At 70.7% G+C, this 18,642-nt stretch carries 14 protein-coding genes and 2 pseudogenes; 8 read left to right on the top strand and 8 right to left on the bottom strand.

From position 1 onward, the window contains the following. Window positions 1-308 precede the first annotated feature (308 nt). Together SY2F82_RS17725 and SY2F82_RS17720 are read right to left on the bottom strand one after the other, a co-directional pair. Complete coding sequence (locus tag SY2F82_RS17725; protein WP_200420071.1) at window positions 309-1,136, bottom strand: intradiol ring-cleavage dioxygenase; 828 nt, start codon at window positions 1,134-1,136, stop codon at window positions 309-311. Between the two features lie 73 nt (window positions 1,137-1,209). Then, window positions 1,210-1,521: pseudogene (locus tag SY2F82_RS17720) on the bottom strand (hypothetical protein); the annotation flags it as partial. A 298-nt stretch (window positions 1,522-1,819) separates the two neighbouring features. Between SY2F82_RS17720 and SY2F82_RS17715 the strand changes: the two are divergent. Then, complete coding sequence (locus SY2F82_RS17715; protein WP_200420070.1) at window positions 1,820-2,878, top strand: alpha/beta fold hydrolase; 1,059 nt, start codon at window positions 1,820-1,822, stop codon at window positions 2,876-2,878. A 299-nt stretch (window positions 2,879-3,177) separates the two neighbouring features. On the opposite strand, the gene SY2F82_RS39910 is transcribed toward SY2F82_RS17715, so the two are convergent. Both SY2F82_RS39910 and SY2F82_RS17705 read right to left on the bottom strand, forming a co-directional pair. Continuing rightward, window positions 3,178-3,510: a TetR family transcriptional regulator C-terminal domain-containing protein gene (locus tag SY2F82_RS39910; protein ID WP_374707172.1), complete on the bottom strand. Its 333-nt coding sequence runs from the start codon at window positions 3,508-3,510 to the stop codon at window positions 3,178-3,180. Window position 3,511: 1 nt separating this feature from the next. Further along, complete coding sequence (locus SY2F82_RS17705; RefSeq protein WP_200420069.1) at window positions 3,512-7,177, bottom strand: LamG-like jellyroll fold domain-containing protein; 3,666 nt, start codon at window positions 7,175-7,177, stop codon at window positions 3,512-3,514. A 406-nt stretch (window positions 7,178-7,583) separates the two neighbouring features. On the opposite strand from SY2F82_RS17705, the gene SY2F82_RS17700 reads away from it, so the two are divergent. From SY2F82_RS17700 to SY2F82_RS17680, 5 genes are all read left to right on the top strand, one after another. Continuing rightward, a complete protein-coding gene (locus SY2F82_RS17700) occupies window positions 7,584-8,624 on the top strand; it encodes a LacI family DNA-binding transcriptional regulator (protein ID WP_200420068.1) in 1,041 nt (346 codons plus the stop codon). A gap of 160 nt (window positions 8,625-8,784) precedes the next feature. Continuing rightward, a complete protein-coding gene (locus tag SY2F82_RS17695; protein WP_200420067.1) occupies window positions 8,785-10,026 on the top strand; it encodes an extracellular solute-binding protein in 1,242 nt (413 codons plus the stop codon). A gap of 21 nt (window positions 10,027-10,047) precedes the next feature. Further along, complete coding sequence (locus SY2F82_RS17690) at window positions 10,048-11,031, top strand: carbohydrate ABC transporter permease (RefSeq protein WP_200420066.1); 984 nt, start codon at window positions 10,048-10,050, stop codon at window positions 11,029-11,031. Next, window positions 11,028-11,852: a carbohydrate ABC transporter permease gene (locus tag SY2F82_RS17685; protein ID WP_200420065.1), complete on the top strand. Its 825-nt coding sequence runs from the start codon at window positions 11,028-11,030 to the stop codon at window positions 11,850-11,852. Before SY2F82_RS17690 ends, SY2F82_RS17685 begins: the two co-directional genes overlap by 4 nt. Window positions 11,853-11,932: 80 nt before the next feature. Then, window positions 11,933-13,669 carry an amylo-alpha-1,6-glucosidase gene (locus SY2F82_RS17680; RefSeq protein WP_200420064.1) on the top strand — a complete coding sequence of 579 codons (1,737 nt, stop codon included), beginning with the start codon at window positions 11,933-11,935 and terminating at the stop codon, window positions 13,667-13,669. 31 nt (window positions 13,670-13,700) lie between these two features. On the opposite strand, the gene SY2F82_RS17675 is transcribed toward SY2F82_RS17680, so the two are convergent. Then, window positions 13,701-14,678 (bottom strand): zinc-binding dehydrogenase, encoded by a 978-nt coding sequence (locus SY2F82_RS17675; protein ID WP_200420063.1) that lies wholly within the window; start codon window positions 14,676-14,678, stop codon window positions 13,701-13,703. A 124-nt stretch (window positions 14,679-14,802) separates the two neighbouring features. On the opposite strand from SY2F82_RS17675, the gene SY2F82_RS17670 reads away from it, so the two are divergent. Further along, window positions 14,803-15,147 carry a helix-turn-helix transcriptional regulator gene (locus SY2F82_RS17670; protein WP_200420062.1) on the top strand — a complete coding sequence of 115 codons (345 nt, stop codon included), beginning with the start codon at window positions 14,803-14,805 and terminating at the stop codon, window positions 15,145-15,147. Window positions 15,148-15,276: 129 nt separating this feature from the next. Here the strand turns inward: SY2F82_RS17670 and SY2F82_RS17665 are convergent, their stop codons facing one another. After that, window positions 15,277-16,224 (bottom strand): DMT family transporter, encoded by a 948-nt coding sequence (locus SY2F82_RS17665; protein WP_200420061.1) that lies wholly within the window; start codon window positions 16,222-16,224, stop codon window positions 15,277-15,279. A gap of 21 nt (window positions 16,225-16,245) precedes the next feature. On the opposite strand from SY2F82_RS17665, the gene SY2F82_RS17660 reads away from it, so the two are divergent. Continuing rightward, window positions 16,246-17,889, top strand: coding sequence for a PLP-dependent aminotransferase family protein (locus SY2F82_RS17660; RefSeq protein WP_200420060.1), 1,644 nt, complete (start codon window positions 16,246-16,248; stop codon window positions 17,887-17,889). Window positions 17,890-17,940: 51 nt separating this feature from the next. On the opposite strand, the gene SY2F82_RS17655 is transcribed toward SY2F82_RS17660, so the two are convergent. After that, window positions 17,941-18,504: an NADPH-dependent FMN reductase gene (locus SY2F82_RS17655; protein ID WP_200420059.1), complete on the bottom strand. Its 564-nt coding sequence runs from the start codon at window positions 18,502-18,504 to the stop codon at window positions 17,941-17,943. A 21-nt stretch (window positions 18,505-18,525) separates the two neighbouring features. Further along, window positions 18,526-18,642: pseudogene (locus SY2F82_RS17650) on the bottom strand (IS5/IS1182 family transposase); the annotation flags it as partial.

The following is an 18,642-nucleotide window of genomic DNA, read 5'->3' as shown; positions in this document are numbered from 1 at the left end:
GAGGCGGCGCTCCGTGTGGGCGCTGACGTGCCCGTCTGCGTCCCGCGGGTATCCGGGCGGGCCGAGCGCTGCCTGAACGCCCGTTGTCTGCATGCGCCGGAGCAGTAGCGAGCCGGTCGACCGCCGAGCGGTCGACCGGTCAGTGGTGCGCCGCACGCCTCACATGTCATGCTCCGGTCATCCCCGATTCCGTGCCGCCCATTCCCGCCCCCGCACGCGACGCCGAGCGGCGGGCGTGGGCGGTGGGCCGCCGCAGCGGCGGTAGCCGGCATCGTCGCAGCGGACCGGCTACCGCTCCGGCGGGAGCGTCAGGGCACGGCGTCAGGATCGATGCCGAGCACAACGGTGCCGGTCACTCCCTTGCCGAGGTCGCTGCCGGTTTGCGTGAGCGTCAGCAAGGTGGAGGATCCGCCGTTGCGGTAGATGCCGTCCCTGGCGTTGAGCGTGCGGGTGGCGGTGTTGTTCCGGTAGGGGGTCAGTGTGGCGACCCTGCTGTTGTACGTTTCCGGGAAGTAGAGCTGGCCGGTGTGGGAGACGTGGCCTCCCTGGTACCTGCCGCCGGTGACGGTGCCGCCGACATGCGTCTTGACGTGGATGTGGAGCGCACGGCCGACGTACCAGCCGGGGTAGATGGTGGTGAATTCCGCGACTCCGGTGGAGTCGGTCAGTTGCACCCCGCGCAGGAAGGTCGTGTCCGGGGTGGAGCCGCCTGCCACGTATCCGGAGTAGACGCCGAGAGCGTCGCAGTGCCAGATGTCGACCGCCGTGCCGGGCAGCGGGGAGCAGGTCGTGGTGTCGATCACTTTGACGCGGAGGGTGAGCGGCACGCCGGGCTTGCCCTCGGTGATGTTCTTGCGGACCGTCTCCAGGTCCAGGTAGTAGGGCCCCTCGGTCTGCTCCGGCGTGAGGACACAGTCGGCGGCCGGCCCGGCCGGGGCCTGGGCCTGGGCCTGGGCCGCACTGTTCCGGTCTGCGGCTGCCGTCGCCTGCACGGCCGTGAGACCCAGAGCGGCCGCTCCGAGGGTCGTACCGCCCAGCGCGGCCATGACCGTCCTGCGGGTCGCGCCGATCGGCGTGTCGGCCGGCTCGGGGCCGGGCTCGCGTTCTGTGGAATGGGGGCGGGGGGTGTCAGTCATGCTGCGAGGATGGCGCGTGTGGCGGTCCGGTGGGATCGATCGGATGACCGGTGAATCGGGCGCGTTACGAAACTCACCGCGCCGACGTCCGCCCGGCTGCGGGACGTGATGCACAGCGGGGGCTCGGCCTGAGAGGGCCGCCAGGGCATCTCCAGGACGTGTGCCCGCCCAGGTGTGCCCCGGTGACCAGGGTGGTCGCGACCTCCAGGACCGCCTTGCGCTTCTCCTCGCCGGTACCCGGGAGATCGTCAAGGGCGATCATGCCGGCGTGCGTCGTGAAGACGGCGCTGACGCAGCGGACCTGGTCGACCAGGGCGGCGTCCGGGGCGAGGAGGATGTCGCGCATGCCCAGCATGCGCTTGCGGAACATCTCGCCGCTGCGCAGTGCCGGTCAGGTCTGTCGCGGAGGTGGTCACCGCCCCCGTGCCGCCGTCGGTGCCGCTCGGCCGCCGTCTGAGGCACGCGCCGCAGCCCGAGCGGGGAGTTACGCCCACGGGAGTACGCGTACTGACGCCTCTCGGTGGATGTTCCCGGTCCCGCATGGGGTGATCATGTGGGCAGCGGCGACAAGCGTGCGCGTTTCTCGCCGCGTCCGCATCATCCGTGACCGTGACAGCCGTTCCGCATCATCCGTGACCGTGACAGCCGTCGGGCTTGCGGGCCAGGGCAGGAAGGAAACCGACGTGGATGCCGACCCCCAGGCCGGACCAGTCGAGTCCCCGTCGGCGGATGCCGACGCCGCGCATCACCTACCCGAGCGGCGCCGCCCGAGGACCAGGCGGTGGCTGCGACGCGCAGCGCTCAGCTGCGCCGTTCTGCTGGCAGTCGTCACCACGGCCTCCTTCATCTACAACGCGTGCACCTCACGGCGTGCTGAGCCTCCTGAGGGGCTGCGATACGTTCAGGCGGCCGATGTCCGCACCCGTTACCAGACTTGGGGCACGACCGGCTCACCCGTCGTCCTCGTCCACGGTGCCTTCGAGCAGGTGGACACCTGGTCACGACTCGCCCCGCTCCTCGCGCGGGATCACCGGGTCTACGCGCTGGATCTGACCGGAGACGGCTACAGCGAACGCCGCGGCCCGTACACCGTCGGACACTTCACGCAGCAGCTCCTGGGCTTCCTCGACGCCATGCACCTCGGCGGCCCGGGCGAGCGTCCCCTGCTGGTGGGCCACTCCAGCGGAGCCGCAGTCGTCGCGGAGGCGGCGCTGCGGGCCCCAGGTCGGATCGGGAGTGTGATGCTGCTCGACGGTGACGCCCTGGACACCGGCGCCGGTGCACCGTCCGCCCTCAAGTACGTGTTGATCGATCCCTACCGCACCAGCCTGCTGCGCATCGGTCTCGGTGCCGACCGGCTGATCCGCTCCGTGTACGACGCCCAGTGCGGACCGGCCTGCCCGCCCCTCGATGCCACCGGACTGGATCAGTGGCGTCGGCCGCTGGAGGTGCCGGGAGCCGAGGCCGCTCTCTGGAGCATGCTGGGCCAGGGGGTGCCCGGCCTCCCTGCCGACCAGGTGGCCCGTCTCGCCGCCCTCCGCATCCCCAAGTCGGTCGTGTTCGGTGCGCAGGACGACGTGTTCAGCAGGCAGACCCCGCAGGAGACCGCCCGGCGCATCGGCGCACCGCCGCCCACCCTCATTCCCCGAGCCCGCCACCTGACCATGATCTCGAGCCCTCATGAGGTCGCGGCAGCCGTGGAAGCCCTGGCGAGTACGCATCCCGTTCCCGGGCGTCCCTGAGGCAGCGGTCTCCGCCGGTGACGTGGACACTGCCGCCGCCCGGACCGGGTTCCAGGTGCACTTCGTCGAGCGCGAGCGGGACATGACGGGCGTCGGTGGCCGCCGGCGGATGCCGACCCGGCACTCTGCGCGGGTCGACTCAGTCCTTGACCGTGGCGAGGACGAGGGCCTGCAGCTGCTCCGCGGTGTGGTCGAGGGGCTGGGTGCTGCGCTTGGCGCGGCACATGGCCACGGTCCCCTCGACGGCCGCGACGATGAGTGTCGCGAGCTGAGCCGCCTGATCATGCTCGGCGCCGGGCTCACGGCAGCGAGTCGGCGAGCAGGCTCTCCCATCTGGTGAAGACGTCGGTGGCGGCCGCGAGGGCGGTCGGCGTCTCGTCGCTGGAGGGTTCCTCGATGGAGACGGCGAGTACGGGACAGCCGGCCCGGAAGTCGCTGTCGACGACGATCCTGCGCCACAGGGCGAGGAAGGCCCGCAGGCCGGCGACCGGACCGGCCGCCGGCTCCTTGCGCAGGCTCCGCGCGGTCCACTCGCCCGTGAAGCGGACGGCCTCGGTGGCCAGCCCGGCGGGCCGGCCGGAGCGGGGCGGTGACTTCCTGCACGGCTCCGCCGGCCCGCCGGTGGTGATCACCTCATCGGAGCTCCCGTGCGTAGGGCGCGATGGTGATCCGGTCGATCAGCGGTGCGTAGCGGGAGCGGAGCAGGATGCCGGGGAAGGTGTCCGAGGCGTAGGTGGTGCCGTCGAAGTTCGGCAGTTCCTCGGAGCGGAAGGTGATCGTGTTCCGTCCCTTCGTGAGGTGGACCGGGACGGTCAGCTCCCAGAAGTTGTTCTGGTGGAAGGTGTGGGGGAAGCTGACGCGCCGCATGTCGCCGCCATTGACGGTGATGTCGGCGTGGCGGGCGAGCGGGTCGGGGTTGTAGTGGGTGGCTTCGGACTGTTCGGGGTTGGAGTAGCGGATGCGGAGCGCGTAGAGGCCGGTTCGGTCGGCGTCGACGGTGAAGGTCGCGGTGTTGCCGTTGCCGGGATCGCCTCCGATGCCGGTGATCGCCGTGCCGCCGGTGGCCAGGGAGAGCGGGGTGAGTGTGGCGGAACCCGTGAGCCTCGCGTCCTGTGCCTCGTAGGTACGTGCCGTGAGGGTGCCCTCGGTCGGCGTGACCGTGAGGCGGTCGACGAGGGTGGCGGACGAACCGCCGGTGAGCGTCACCTTGTTGATGCCGCCCGAGAGGGAGACCGCCACGCTTCCATGGCCCCGGGTCACGTGCGCGACGTCATGTCCGTTGACGGAGAGCCGGGCGTTCGCGGCGCCGAGAGTGTCGACGCCCAGGGTCGCTTCCCGGTCGGCGGGGGAGTAGACCCAGAACGTGGCCGTCGCGCCTCGCGGGAGCCGGGCCGCGCCCGAGCCGGTGGCGGGGGTTCCGGCGTGTGCGGACAGGTCGTAGACGGGCCGTGCCCCGCCGCCCAGCCAGGCCAGTTCGCCCTCGTACACCTGGGTGGCGGCCGAAGGCGCGGGCAGGGAGAGGGTGAGGCGGTCGACGATGGCGTCGCCCTTGGTGGCGCGCTTGCCGTCGAGGCTCTTCGCGGCGAGCGTGAGGGTGTGCTTGCCCTCGGTGAGGTGGATCTTGGTGTCGGTGTGGTCCCAGACCACCCACTTGTAGCCGAGCGGCAGGTACAGCTCCTGCTCGCCGTCCGCCTTGCCGTCCACGCGCAGGAAGACGTTGGTGGGGCCCTGCTCCTTCACCTTGTCGAAGGTGTTGAGGGAGTTGGCGAAGACACTCAGGTCGTAGGTGCCGTCCTCGGGCACGTCCACGGTGAAACCGAGCGTGACGTCGGAGCCCGTGCGCAGGCCGCCCACGTCGTAGCCACCGGAGGTGTAGAACTTCGACACGTCGCGCGGTGACCCCTCCGGGCCGTTCCTGGAGTAGCCGGACCCGGTGTGGGCGGCGTCCTCCGCCTCGTACGACGCCTGCCAGCGCACGGGCGGAGTCTGTGTGCCCTTGGCCTCGCCGGCCGGGCTGAGCACGATCTCGTACGCCGAGGACTCCTTCAGCTTCGGCAGCGCGCCGTCGCCGAAGTCGACGACGACCCTGCCGTCGTCACCGACCTTCAGGTTCGTCTCCGTGAGCAGCTTCGGCCCTGAGGAGTCGCCGATCTGCCCGCTCCACTCGATCTCCCGGACCCAGGCGTGCACGCGGTCCCCGAAGACTGTCTTCGGGACATTGCCGAAGGTGATGTGGCCGTTGCCGGCGGATCCGCCGAAGAGCAGCCGCGCCTGCCGCTTGTCCTCGTCGAGTGTGGCGACGCCCTGCATGGTGTAGTTCTCGCCGGGGAACGGTGGTGTCACCTTCACGGTGTGTCCGCTCATCGAGGCGTACGAGTGCAGCAGCCACCACTGGCCGTTGCCGCGACCCGACTGCACCGCGGAGTCGGAGAGGTTGCCGTCGATGTTCCAGTACGCGATGTCGGCGTCCACCTTGGACTCCTCGATCGCGGAGACCCACTGCACCATCTCGCCCGGTACGGAGGTGTGGTAGTTGAAGGCGTACTCGTTGATGTTGACGGGGAGTCGGGTGCCCTCACGACTGGTGCCCTTGAACAGTTCCTTCTCCCACGCCCGGTACTTGGCGACATTGGCGCGCACCGCCTCGGGGTGGCTCAGCTCATGCCAGGTGATGACGTCGGGGAGGGTGCCGGCGGCCAGGGTATGGGTGAGGAAGCCCTTCACCTGGTCGTAGAGAACGCTGGTGTTGGGGCCGGCGACGCGGGCCTTCGGCATCTTCCCCTTGATGAGCCTGTAGACCCCGTCCCAGGCGGCGAAGTAGTCGTGCGGGTCGTTGAGCCAGCTGACCTTGTCGTAGCTCCACTGGCCGGTGCCGAACATGTTGCCCTCGGGTTCGTTGAACGGCACGAAGACGATGTTGTCCTGGTACTTCGCCGGCAGCCGCAGGACCTGGTCGACCTGCTTCGCGATCTTCTCCTCGTAGAGTTTGAGCTTCTCCTCGGGCGTGTTGCCCGGCCACTCGTAGGGGAAGCCGCGGTGGATGTCGGTCATGTAGATGTACACGTCACCATCGGTGGAGTCGGCCAGCGGCCCGACCACCTCCAACGCGTCGGCGCCGGGATGCTGCGGGCCGTCCTGCGCCTTCGTGGAGACCGTACGCAGGCCCATCCCCTCGATGAGGTTGTGGGTGGGGACGTCCGGCCCGTACACGCCGTAGAGGGTGCCGGAGGCGCCGCCGTGGAAGGCGCCGGTGTCCGAGCCGAGGTCGACATCCAGCTGTCCCTCGCGGACGACGGTGACGGTTGCCTTCACCGCGCGCCCGGACGCCGTTCCCGCAACCGTGAAGGTCCCCGGCCGGGCGTACTTCTCGGACGGGATGGCGTCCCAGGCGAGCGGCGTGTCACGGTCGTACCCGTCGGAGAAGGAGGACCGGACGGCGGCCGGGAGAGACGGGGCGGTCCCCGTCGTCGTACGGACTTCGAACGACGTCTGCGAGAGCTCCTGGAGGGTGGGCACGTGCCCGACCGTGCCGGCCACCTGCTCGGGGGTGAGCGCGGTGTGCCACACGGTGAAGTCGTCGATCGCGCCCTTGAACAGCGGGTCGGGGTAGAAGGACTTGCCGATGTAACCGGCGGCCGTGGCGGAACCGTCCAGTAGATCCTTGGCCTTGAGGCCGGTCGCGGCGGAGGAGACCGCGACACCGTCGAGGTAGGTGGTGACGCGCTGGGCGGAGCTGTCGAGGGTGACGGTGACGGTTCGCCACTGGTCCGCGGGAAGCGCCGCGTAGCCGCTCACCTGGGCCTCCGCGCCACCGCCCCCGGTGGTCACGGCGGTGCGCAGGACGCCGCCGTTGTGGGACGGGGTGGTGAAGAGGTACTTCGTGGTGTCGGTGCCCAGGTCGAAGATCCTTTGCCAGGACGAGTCGTCTCCGCTCCACTTCACGCGGGCGGAGACCGTCAGGTCGGCCGCGTCCCCGAGCACTTCGCGGGGCAGACGGACGTACGCGCCCTGGGAATCGGGCGCGCCGCCGGGCAAGGCCAGAGCGCTGCCACCGTCCGCGCCCGTGACGGAGTGGGCGGTGGAGCCGTTCACCAGGCTCGCCGTGAGCCCGTTGCCGGAGCTGTCGGTGATCTTGCCGGAGGCGAGGTCGTCCTGGTCGAAGCTGTAATGGACAGTGGGCTGGGGCGGGTCCCCCGCCTGTGCGGCGGCGGCCGGCGCGGTCAGCAGGCCCGCGCCGCGGGCCACGGCGACGGCGGCCGGGGCCCGGCGTGGCCGGACTGGTCTGTCAGCGGATGACATCGATCGCGTCCTCAATCCCTTGAGCGAGCAGGCTGTCGAACTGGTTCGTCACGTGCGTCAAGGAGCGGGGGAACTTCGTGAGGGAGCCCGGAACGCCGGGCCCGTGCTTCACGGCCATGGAGCAGGCGGACTCGCGGTTGCCGGGTTGATCACTTCATCGAACCGGTTCGGCGAAGCTAGCACCGGGACAGACGACCAGCAATCCCTCCGACGGAGATCTCCGGGAGTCGTGCGGGGCTGCGAAGGTGCGAGTCCGAAGTGTTGACAGATGTGCGTCGCCTTCCTACCTTCACTTCACGCGAACCGGTTCGACTACCGGTCCTCGCCTCGTACCTCATTCCGTCCCCTGGCGACCGGAAGCCACTCACTCCGACGGGTGTTGAACCGGTTCGAGCAAGGAGTCGCCGTGAACATCGGTGAGATCGCCCGGCGGGCCGGTGTCTCGCGGAGCACCGTGTCCTACGCGCTGAGCGGCAAGCGCCCCGTGTCGGACGACACCCGCCGCAGGATCCAGCAGGTGATCGACGAGCTGGGGTACCGGCCCAACGCCAGCGCACGCGCCCTGGCGAACGGCCGGACCAGCACGATCGGTCTGGTCTTCCCGCCGGCCGGGAACCACTACACGGGGATGCAGCTGGATTTCATCGGCAGTGTGGTGGAGGCCGCGGCGGCTTACGACTACGACGTGCTGCTGTCCCCGAGCGGCGTGGACAGTGACCGCTCGTTCCAGCGGCTGCTGGGGGAGCGGCGGGTCGACGGGGCGATCCTGATGGAGATCAGGCTGGAGGACGACCGGGTCGATCACCTGGCCGCCCTGGACTTCCCCTCCGTCACCATCGGCCGTACCGCCCGCCCGCAGGGCGGCTGGTGGGTGGGCCTGGACCACACCGCGCTGGCGGAAGCGTGCGTCCACCACCTGGCGGACCTCGGCCACCGCCGGGTCGCCTTCGTCAACCGTCCCGAGCAGCTCCTGCGGGCGGGGTACGAGTCGGCACACCGGGGACTGGACGGGTTCACCAAGGCCGCGGCCGAGCGCGGGCTGACGGTGCGGACCTACTGCTGTGGGGACGATGCCGCATCGGGCCAGGCATGCCTGGAGCAGATCCTGTACGACGAGCCGGCCACCACGGCCCTGGTCACACTGAACGAGGCCGCGCTGGGCGGCCTGTACCGGGGGCTCGCCCAGGCGGGCCGCCATGTGCCGCGCGACTTCTCCGTCACCGGGGTCGTGGCCGGCCGGTGGGCGGAGACGGTGACCCCGCAGCTCACCGCGGCCGACGTACCGGCGGCGGAGATGGGCCGCCTGGCCGTCGACCTGCTCGTCGAACGGCTCGACCATCCTGACGCCCCCGCCCGGCACCACCTGCTCACGCCGCCGATCTCCTTGCGGGCCAGCACCGGGCCCGTGGTCGCTGCTCCGCCCTCCGCCGGGGCCCCGCACTCCTGACCGCACGTTCACGCCCACCGCACCGGCAACCCTCCTTCCCTCCTTCTCTCCCTCCCTCCTCCCGACACCGGGCATCCGTCTCCCACCGCCGTTCGGCGTGCCCGCTTCCCCCACGTCGCCCCTCCCACGGCATCCCTGTGCCCAAAACGAAGGACCCGCCATGCAGAGCTCCTCCCGACGGCTCCTTGCCGCCGCCGCCCTGTCGACAGTCGTCGCCCTCGTCGGCACCGCCTGTTCCTCCGGCTCGGGCAGCACCAGCACCAAGGGCGCGGACAGCGGCACGTACACCGTCTGGGATCCGTATCCGCAGTTCGCGGGCGGCTCGGCGTGGACCAAGCTGCTCGACAAGTGCGGCACCCAGGCCGGCGTGAAGATCAAGCGGACCGGGTTCGACACCAGTGACCTGGCGAACAAGACGCTGCTGGCGGCACAGCAGGGCAACTCACCGGACGTCCTCATCGTGGACAACCCGGTGGTGTCGACCCTGGCCGAGGCGGGCGTGCTCACCACGACCGACGACAACAAGCTCGACACCTCGAAGGCGGACCCCAACCTGCTCGCGGCCGGCCAGTCGGGCGGGAAGACGTACGGCACACCGATCGGCGCCAACACGCTCGCGCTCTACTACAACAAGAAGGTGCTGAAGGAGGCCGGGGTCGACGTAGCCTCGGTCAAGGACTGGACGTCGCTGACGGCGGCACTGGAGAAGGTCAAGAAGGCGGGCAAGAAGGGCGTCACCTTCTCGGCGATCGGCACGGAGGAGGGCAGCTTCCAGTTCCTGCCGTGGTTCTGGGGCGCGGGCGCCAAGCTGACCGAACTCGACTCCGCCCAGGGCGGTTCCGCCCTGTCGCTCTGGAAGGACTGGCTGCGGAAGGGCTACGCACCCAACTCGGTGCTCAACAACACGCAGACGACCAGCTGGCAGGAGTTCGCCACCGGTGACTACGCGTTCGCGGAGAACGGCACCTGGCAGCTCGCGAACGCCGAGAAGGCCGGCTTCGACTACGGGGTGCTGCCCATTCCCGCCGCCTCGGGAGGCACCGCCGCGGCCCCGACCGGCGGCGAGTTCGTCACCATCCCGGTCCAGAGCGACACCGGCCGCTACGCCACCTCCGAGAAGCTGGCGGCCTGCCTGACCAGCACCCAGAACCTGTACGACACCGACACCACGCTGTCCTACGTGGCGCCCACCAGCGACGTGCAGGCAAAACAAGTGGCGGCGAACGCGAAGCTGAAGCCGTGGGTCGACGCGGTCAAGTCGGCCAAGGGACGCACCAGCGACGACCTCGGCACCAAGTACCCGAAGATCTCCGAGCAGTTGTGGAAGGCCGTCCAGTCGGCCCTCAGCGGGTCCAAGTCGCCCAAGGACGCGCTGGCCGCGGCGCAGTCCGCCGCCAAGTAGCCACGATCCGCCGGACCTCGGATGAACCACACGACACAGCTGCCGGACCACCGGTCCGAGCGCGCCCGGAACGGGGCGGTCACCGCCGCCCCGGCCCCGGCCCGCACCAGGACACGGCGTCGGCCCACCTCGACGCAATGGGCCGCCTGGGGCTTCCTCACCCCGGTGACCCTCTATCTCGCTCTCTTCTACGCCTATCCGCTCTACCGCAACATCGATCTCAGCCTCCGCAACTACACGGTCCGCTCCTTCGTACAGGGCAACGCGCCCTTCACGGGCCTGAAGAACTACCGGACCGTCTTCGACGACCCGACCTTCGCCCCGGCCCTGCTGCACACCATGGTGTTCACCGCCGTGTGCCTGGCCTTCCAGTACGCCATCGGTCTGGCCCTCGCGGTCTTCTTCAACCAGCACTTCCGGCTGTCGGCGACCCTGCGTGCCCTGTTCCTGGTGCCCTGGCTGCTGCCGCTGATCGTGTCGGCGTCCACCTGGTCGTGGATGCTCAACAGCGACTCCGGGATCGTCAACGCCGCCCTGCATGTCATGGGCATCGGACCGGTGAGCTGGCTGACCTCGCCGTCGTGGTCGCTGACTTCGGTGATCATCGCCAACATCTGGATCGGCGTCCCCTTCAACCTGGTGATCCTCCACAGCGGGCTGCAGTCGATCCCGGCCGGCCTGTACGAGGCCGCCGCCCTCGACGGGGCGGGTGCCTGGCGCCGGTTCTGGAGCATCACCTTCCCGCTGCTCCGTCCGGTCTCGGCGATCACGCTGCTCCTGGGCCTGGTCTACACGCTCAAGGTCTTCGACATCATCTGGATCATGACCAAGGGCGGCCCGGCGGACTCGTCCACCACCTTCGCCACGTGGTCCTACCGGCTCGGCTTCGGCAATCTCCTGCCCGCCTTCGGCCCGGGCGCGGCCGTCGGAAACCTCCTTGTGGTCGCCGCCCTGGTGTTCGGGCTGGTCTACGTCCGGGCCCAGCGAAAGCAGGCGCTGTCATGAACCGAAGCACCAGCCGTACGTGGATCAAGACGGCCGTCGGTCTGCTGCTGACCGCGATCATGCTCTTCCCGGTCTACTGGATGATCAACGTCTCCCTGACCCGCGACCAGGACATGCGCAAGAGCCCACCGGACCTGCTTCCCGTCCACGGCACGCTGGCCGGCTACCGCACCGTCCTCGACGAGCAGTTGCCCTACCTCGGCACCAGCCTCGTCATCGGCCTGGGCACCGTCGTCCTGACCGTCGTCCTCTCCGCACCGGCCGGCTACGCCCTCGCCAAGCTGCGCCCGCGCGGCGGCGGCATCCTGAGCTTCGTCCTGCTGGCCGCGCAGATGATCCCCGGCATCATCATGGCAATGGGCTTCTACGCCATCTACCTCCAGCTCGGCCTGCTCCAGACGGTCCCCGGCCTGATCGTCGCCGACTCCACCCTGGCCGTCCCCTTCGCGGTCCTCATCTTCACCGCGTTCATGTCCGGCATCCCCGGCGAACTGCTCCAGGCCGCGAAGACCGACGGTGCCGGGCCGTTGCGCACCTTCTGGTCGATCGTCCTGCCGATGAGCCGCAACGCCGTCGTCACGGTGTCGCTGTTCGGCTTCCTGTGGTCCTGGTCGGACTTCGTCTTCGCCAGCACGCTGGCGGGCGGCGGCGCCCACGAGCCGATCACCCTCGGCATCTACCACTACATCGGCAACAACAACCAGGAGTGGAACGCCATCATGGCCACCGCCGTCGTGGCCTCGCTGCCGGCCGCGGTCATCCTCGTCCTCGCCCAGCGCTATGTCGCCGCCGGTGTGACCGCCGGAGCCGTCAAGGACTGACCGCCTCACACCTCGTCACGGCTCCAGCGTCCGCCCGTCGGACCGCCGATCTCCCCTGCTCGAGAAACGAGTCTCACCCTATGACCGCCGCCCGCCCCGGTCCGGCCTTCTCCGTCCACGACATCCCGTTCAGCACACACGGATCCTGGTTCGACATCTCGCCCGTGGTGGCGGAGAAGACGTACGCCGAGGACCTCCACCTCGTCTCCCACCAGAACGGCATGCACGCCGTCCTGCGCCTGGTCCCCCTGCACACGGGGACCGGCGACCGTGCCGAGACCCGCGTCGAGGCGACACCAAGCCTGCTCAGCTGGATCGGAGAGGGCGGGCGCGTCGACCTCGCCTTCGAGTCGCCGGACACCGTACGCCTGTGGGGGACCGGTCTGGACATCGAGGTGTCCGCAGCCGCCGAGACCTTGACCCCGTTCAGCGGCACGTACTTCTTCCGCGACCCGGCGGCGGACGCGCACGTGTTCACGTCGTACGAGACCGGACGCCGCTACCGCGTCACCGTGCTCTCCGGCACCGCGGCCCGTACGGCCGGAGGCCAGGCGCTCGGCAGCAGCGACCGCGGCCTCGTCACGACCGGCGGAGTGAACGGCACCTGGGAGATCGCGATCGAGGAACTCGACGCGTCCCGCCCGCCGTACGCGTCCTCGGCGACCTTCGGCGAGATCGCGGCGTCCGCGCGGAGCTCGTTCGCGAACTTCGCCGAGGCGGTGGCGCCCTGGCGCTCATCCGCCACCCCGGCCGCCGAACTCGCCGCCTACGTCCTCTGGTCGGCCACGGTACGCCCGACGGGCCTGGTCACCCGGCCTGCCGTGCTCATGTCCAAGCACTGGATGGACAAGGTGTGGAGCTGGGACCACTGCTTCAACGCGCTCGCCCTGGCCCCCGGATGCCCCGAACTCGCCCTGGACCAGTTCGCCCTGCCCTTCGACCACCAGGAACCCGGCGGCGCCCTGCCCGACTCGGTCACCCACTCCGAGGTCCTGTACAACTTCGTCAAACCGCCCATCCACGGATGGGCCCACGGTCACCTGCGCCGCCGTCTGCCGACACCTCCCAGCCACACCGAACTCGCCCAGACCTATGACCGGCTGGAACGGTGGACGGACTTCTGGCTCACCGCACGGCGAGCCCCCGGCAGCGAACTGGCCCACTACCAGCACGGAAACGACAGCGGCTGGGACAACGCCACCACCTTCGATCCCGAGCGGGTGGTCGTGACCGCGGATCTGGCCGCCTTCCTCATCCTCCAGATGCGGGAACTCGCCGGTCTGGCGGCCGAGTTGGGGAGGACTGATGAGACGCTCCGGTGGACGCGGGCAGCGGATGCCGCCCAGTCGGCGCTGCTCGACCAGCTCTGGACGCAAGACAGGTTCGTCGCCCGCGGCGTCGACAGCGGGGACACCTGGAGCAGCACCAGCCTCCTCGACCTGATGCCCATCGTGCTGGGCGAGCACCTGCCCGGACACGTCGGCAGCGCACTGGCGGACCGGATCAAGACCCACCTGACGCCGTACGGCCTGGCCACCGAACTCACCACCTCACCGCACTACCTCGCCGACGGCTACTGGCGCGGCCCCATCTGGGCCCCGGCCACCGTCCTCATCGAGGACGGCCTGCGCAGGGCCGGCCACCTCCGACTGGCGGACGACATCAGCGCCCGCTTCCGCGTCCTGTGCGAGACCCACGGCTTCGCCGAGAACTTCGACGCCCTCACCGGGACCGGTCTGCGCGACCGTGCCTACACCTGGACGGCCAGCAGCTACCTCCTCCTCGCCGAAGCGCACACCCGCCGAGGCGGCGACTGACCGACCGCCCCCGGTCTCCGTCGGGGCGTGCTCAGTCGGCCGTCCGCAGCAGCAGCTTGCCCGTCGAGGTGCGCCCGCCCATCAGCCGATGGGCCTCGGCCGCGTCCGACAGCGCGAACTCCGCGGTGACGGGCAGGTGCACGGTCCCGTCGGTGACCTTGCGGAAGGCGCGCCCGGCCAGCGAGCGCAATGCGTCGGGCGCCGACTGCGCGAGCGCCAGGATGGAGAAGCCTGCGACGGAGCGGCCCTGCGCGTACAGCTCGGGCTGGCCGACGTGCCACGGCTCCGCCCCGCTCGCGTTGCCGAAGGACACCAGGCGTCCGAAGACGGCCAGCACGTCGAGACCACGGCGCAGCGTGTCACCGCCCACCGGATCGAGTACCAGGTCGACGCCCCTGCCGCCGGTGGCGCGGCGGACGTCGTCGGCGAAGGTGCCAGTGGTGAACACCTCGTCGTAGCCGTGCTTGACGGCGTGCTCGGCCTTGTCCGGGGAGGAGACCACGCCGTAGACCGCGCCGGCGCCGGCCGCCCGTGCCAGCTGTCCGGCCACCGTGCCGATGCCGCCTGCCGCGCCGTGCACCAGCACGCTCTCCCCGGCGCGCAGTCGCCCCACCTCGTGGAGCAGAGCATGCGCCGTCGGCAGCACGGTGGGCAGGGCGGCCGCGGTCCTCATGTCCAGGCCCTCCGGAAGCGGGAAGACCGTGGCACTCTCGGCGACCACGACCTCGGCGTAAGCGCCGCCGTCGACGAGTGCGACGACCTCCTGTCCCGGACGCAGTCCCTCGACGCCGTTGCCGACGGCCCGGATCCGTCCGGAGACCTCCAGGCCGGGGCGGAAGGGCAGCGACTGCACCCGGTAGCCCTCGGCGCGTGCCTTGAGGTCCGCGAAGTTCACACCGACATAGGTGGTGTCGATGGTCACCTGGCCCGGCCCCGGCTCGGGGATGCGCGCCTGCACGACCTCCAGCACCTCGGGGCCGCCGTACTCCTGGAACTCCACTGCGCGCATGACCGGAACGCACCCTTCTGCAAAGTGTTCAATGGAAAGCGAACACTCGCACTGTAAGATATTCATCGAACACTCAGCAAGCGGCGGAGCGCGCTCCGCAGGGCGCAGAAGTGAGGAGAGGGGCATGTCGAACCAGGCTGCGGGCGGTAGTCACCGTGCGGCGCCGGTGCACACGGATCCCGAGGACGTGTCCGTCCTGACCGCGCTGTCCGCGGTCGCCGACCCGGTGCGCATCCAGCTGATCCGCGAGCTGGCGGGCTCCGCCGACTGGACACGCAGCTGCGGCAGTTTCGACGTGCCGGTCGGTAAAGCCGCGCTCAGCCACCACTTCTCGGTCCTGCGCGGCGCCGGCCTGGTGGAACAGCGCGACGAGGGGCCCCGGCGGGTCAATCGCCTGCGCCGCGAGGAGTTCGACGCGCGCTTCCCCGGGCTGCTCGACCTCGTTCTCCGCGTCGACCCGAGGGACTGAGCGGCCCCGCGTATGCCCGCGCACTGAACGGTGTTCCTCCTTGAGCGGGAGATGAGCGCATTCGGCTCAGACGCTGCACCGCCTACGCCGTTGCAGGGCTTGCCGGAACTCTGCCCCTGCGGGCGTCCGCTACGTGGAGCGCGCCGAGGCGGGTGCGGAGTCCGCCGTGGCCGACTGATCCCTGGCTGTGGCGCCCCGGGCGGTACCGCCGTGTGGGCGCAGGCCACCGACCAGGCCGAGTATCAGCACGGCGATGCCCAGCCATACGGACGGTCCCGGCGCGCCGCTGCCCGAGACGGCGCCGACGACCGCCGTGGAGAGCGGTGCGATGCCGGTGAGCAGCCCGGCACGTCCGGCCCCGACGGCGCGGACCGTCGAGTACCACACCACGAAGGCGACCGCCGTCACCATCAGCGCCAGATAACCGACGGCAGCCCACTGCGAGCCGGACAACTCCCGGACCGCCGACGGACCTTCCGAGGTCACGCCCAGAACGGCCAGCAGCACACCGGCCAGCCACATCGCGTGCACGGACACCCCCCACGGCGAGTGCCGCCGCAGCACCGGCACCGCGAGGAGTGTGAACCCGGCCTCGCACACCAGGGCCACCATCGCCCAGCCCACCCCCACGGCATCCGTGCGACCCGTCCCCTCCACCAGCACAGCGCCCGCCATGACGACCGGCGCCGCCAACAGGACCTGCCGGCTCGGCCTGCGCCGCTCCAGCGCCGGGCCCACCACGCCGAGCACCACCGGTACGCACGCGACCGCTACGGCGACCACCGCGGGCTCCGCATGGCCGACGCCCCGGACCACGGCCACGTTGAACAGCACCAGACCGGTGACCGCGATCCCCACCAGCCACAGCCACTCCCGTCCACGGGGCCACAGCAGTCGAGCACCGGTGAGCCGGGCCATGAGCAGAAGGATCACGGTGGCGGCCGCGTACCGGACCGCCTGAGTGGTGAACAGCGGGGCGTCGACGAGCGTGCGCGAGACGGTGACGCTGCTGCCGACCAGCGTCATCCCGACCATGCCGGGCACGAGTTTGGTGAACGAAGCGGAAGGTGTGTCCATACCGCTCACGCTGCCGTGACAATGGACGCCATGGACAGGTCCACAAACCCATCGGCACGGGGGTCCAAAAGCCCACGCCCGACGGCGGCGGCAGCGGACGCGCCGGTGGACGGCACGGCGGCCCCCGGCGCGGTCGTCGGCTCGGACTTCCTCCAGCTGGACATCGGCGAGGCGCCGCCCGGCGGGCGTACCGCCTGGCTCGCCGACCGGCTGCGGTCGGCCATCGCCGACGGCCGGCTGCCCATCGGCGCACGACTGCCCACCAGTCGCGTTCTCGCCGAAGAGCTGCGTGTCACCCGCGGCGTGGTCACCGAGGCCTATCGGCGCCTCGCCGAGTCCGGCCAGATCGCCGGGCGCGGCCGGCTCGGCACGGTGGTCGTGGCGGCTCCCGCCGCGCCCCGCGACCGCGACCGCGACGCGGCCGGACCACCTGGGACCGGGGCCGGATCCGGGGCGGGGGCCGGATCTGCGGCGGGGGCCGGACCCGCGCTCTTCGGCTCGGGCGACCGCGACGGCCTCATCGACGCCCTGCGCGCCCTGCCCTGCCGCATCGACCTCTCCCCGGGCGTCCCCGACCTCGCCGCCTTCCCCCGCACCGGCTGGCTGCGCGCCGAACGCGCCGTCCTCGCGGGCGTCGGCCCGGCCGACTTCGGCTACGGAGACCCCCGGGGTGCTCCCGCACTTCGCCGGGCCGTGGTCGGCTGGCTGGCCCGCAACCGCGGCATTCGGGCCGACCCGGAGGAGGTGGTGGTCGTCGCGGGTGTGGCGCAGGCTCTCGGCCTGCTCGGGCAGATCCTGTGGGCGGACGGGATCCGCCGCATAGCCGTCGAAGATCCCGGTTCGCTCGGAGCGCGCCAGCAACTGGAGTACGGCGGCCACGAGATCGTGCCCGTTCCCGTGGACGCGGGCGGCCTCGACGTGGGAGCGCTGCGTGCCAGCGGTGCCCGGGCGGTGTTGCTGACCCCGGCACACCAGTTCCCCACCGGAGTCGTCCTCGACGGGGAACGCCGTCGCGAGCTGCTGAGCTGGGCGGCCGAGGGCGGCGTGGTCATCGAGGACGACTACGACGCCGAGCACCGCTACGACCGGCCGCCGGTGTCGGCGCTGCGCTCGCTGCTGCCGGACGGCGTCTGCTACGCGGGCAGCGTCTCCAAACTGCTCGCGCCCGCGCTCCGAGTGGGCTGGCTCCTCGTACCGCCGGACCGACGCGACGCCCTGGTGACGGCCAAGCGGTACGCCGACCTCGGAAACGGCGTCCTCACCCAGCTCGTCCTCGCTCGCCTGATGGACTCGGGCGAGCTGGAACGGCACCTGCGCCATGTCCGGCAGCGCCACCGCAGACGCCGGGACGTGATGCTGCGAGCGATCGACAGGCATCTGCCCGGCGCCCGCGTCCACGGGGCGGCAGCCGGCCTGCACCTGATGGTCACCTTCAGCGACCCACGGAGCGGCGCTCGCGACAGCGGCTTCCGCGACACCGACCTCGCCGCGGCCGCTCTCGCAGGAGGCGTCAAGGTGCACCCACTGTCCTGGCACCGCATCACGCCCGGCCCTCCGGGCCTGGTCCTCGGCTACGCGGCGGGCCCGGCCCACGAGATCGACGAGGGCATCGCCGTCATCGGAGCGACCCTGCGCGGCCTCCTGCCGGGGCTGGGCAACCCGTAGCCGGGCCCTCTGCGGTCGGGCCCGACATCCGGCCTGGGCGTGCCTGGTGGGTCAGGCGGCGTCGCGCAGCGGTGCGAGAGCGGTGCTCCAGGCGATGACCTGGTCGAACAGGACGCCGAGCGCCTGAACGTTGTACTCGCCCGGCTTGAGGACACTGAAGTTCTCGAACTCCGTCATCAGCGACAGGGCCACCTGCTGACGCACGTCGGCCATCTGCAGCTCGCCGACGACCAGCCGCAGGTGCTCCACGGCCCGGGCACCGCCGACCCCGCCGTACGAGACGAAGCCGACCGCCTTGTTGGCCCACTCGGCGGAGAGGTAGTCGATGGCGTTCTTCAGCACGCCCGAGGTGGAGTGGTTGTACTCGGGCGTCACCATGATGAACCCGTCGAAGGAGGCGATCTTCTCCGCCCACTCCTTCGTGTGCTCGTTCTGGTACTGGCCCATGGCCGGGGGCAGCGGCTCATCCAGGTGCGGCAGCGGGTAGTCCCGCAGGTCGACGAGCTCGAACTCGGCGTCGCCGCGCTGGATGGCGGCGTCGTGGACCCACTTGGCGACCTGCTCGCCGTTGCGGTTGGGACGGGTGCTGCCGAGAATGATGCCTATCCTGATCATGGTGTTTCCTTAGACGTCGTTTCAGTTGGTGAGTCGGCGGTAGCTGATGAGGGCTGCGGCGATGCCGACGAAGGCCAGGAAGTGTTCGGCCTTGCGCTCGTAGCGACGGTGCAGGCGTCGGCATCCGGCGAGCCAGGA

It is taken from the genome of Streptomyces sp. Y2F8-2, from assembly GCF_014905555.1.
GTDB classification, from domain to species: domain Bacteria; phylum Actinomycetota; class Actinomycetes; order Streptomycetales; family Streptomycetaceae; genus Streptomyces; species Streptomyces cynarae.
This window is presented reverse-complemented; position numbering and strand designations above follow the sequence as displayed.

What these genes read in the sequence shown, in the direction of transcription:
- SY2F82_RS17655 (WP_200420059.1), bottom strand. Translation starts at nt 18,504, where the DNA reads ATGATCAGGATAGGCATCATTCTCGGCAGCACCCGTCCCAACCGCAAC.
- SY2F82_RS17665 (WP_200420061.1), bottom strand. Translation starts at nt 16,224, where the DNA reads ATGGACACACCTTCCGCTTCGTTCACCAAACTCGTGCCCGGCATGGTC.
- SY2F82_RS17685 (WP_200420065.1), top strand. Translation starts at nt 11,028, where the DNA reads ATGAACCGAAGCACCAGCCGTACGTGGATCAAGACGGCCGTCGGTCTG.
- SY2F82_RS17695 (WP_200420067.1), top strand. Translation starts at nt 8,785, where the DNA reads ATGCAGAGCTCCTCCCGACGGCTCCTTGCCGCCGCCGCCCTGTCGACA.
- SY2F82_RS17705 (WP_200420069.1), bottom strand. Translation starts at nt 7,177, where the DNA reads ATGTCATCCGCTGACAGACCAGTCCGGCCACGCCGGGCCCCGGCCGCC.
- SY2F82_RS17680 (WP_200420064.1), top strand. Translation starts at nt 11,933, where the DNA reads ATGACCGCCGCCCGCCCCGGTCCGGCCTTCTCCGTCCACGACATCCCG.
- SY2F82_RS17670 (WP_200420062.1), top strand. Translation starts at nt 14,803, where the DNA reads ATGTCGAACCAGGCTGCGGGCGGTAGTCACCGTGCGGCGCCGGTGCAC.
- SY2F82_RS17675 (WP_200420063.1), bottom strand. Translation starts at nt 14,678, where the DNA reads ATGCGCGCAGTGGAGTTCCAGGAGTACGGCGGCCCCGAGGTGCTGGAG.
- SY2F82_RS17660 (WP_200420060.1), top strand. Translation starts at nt 16,246, where the DNA reads ATGGACGCCATGGACAGGTCCACAAACCCATCGGCACGGGGGTCCAAA.
- SY2F82_RS17690 (WP_200420066.1), top strand. Translation starts at nt 10,048, where the DNA reads ATGAACCACACGACACAGCTGCCGGACCACCGGTCCGAGCGCGCCCGG.
- SY2F82_RS17725 (WP_200420071.1), bottom strand. Translation starts at nt 1,136, where the DNA reads ATGACTGACACCCCCCGCCCCCATTCCACAGAACGCGAGCCCGGCCCC.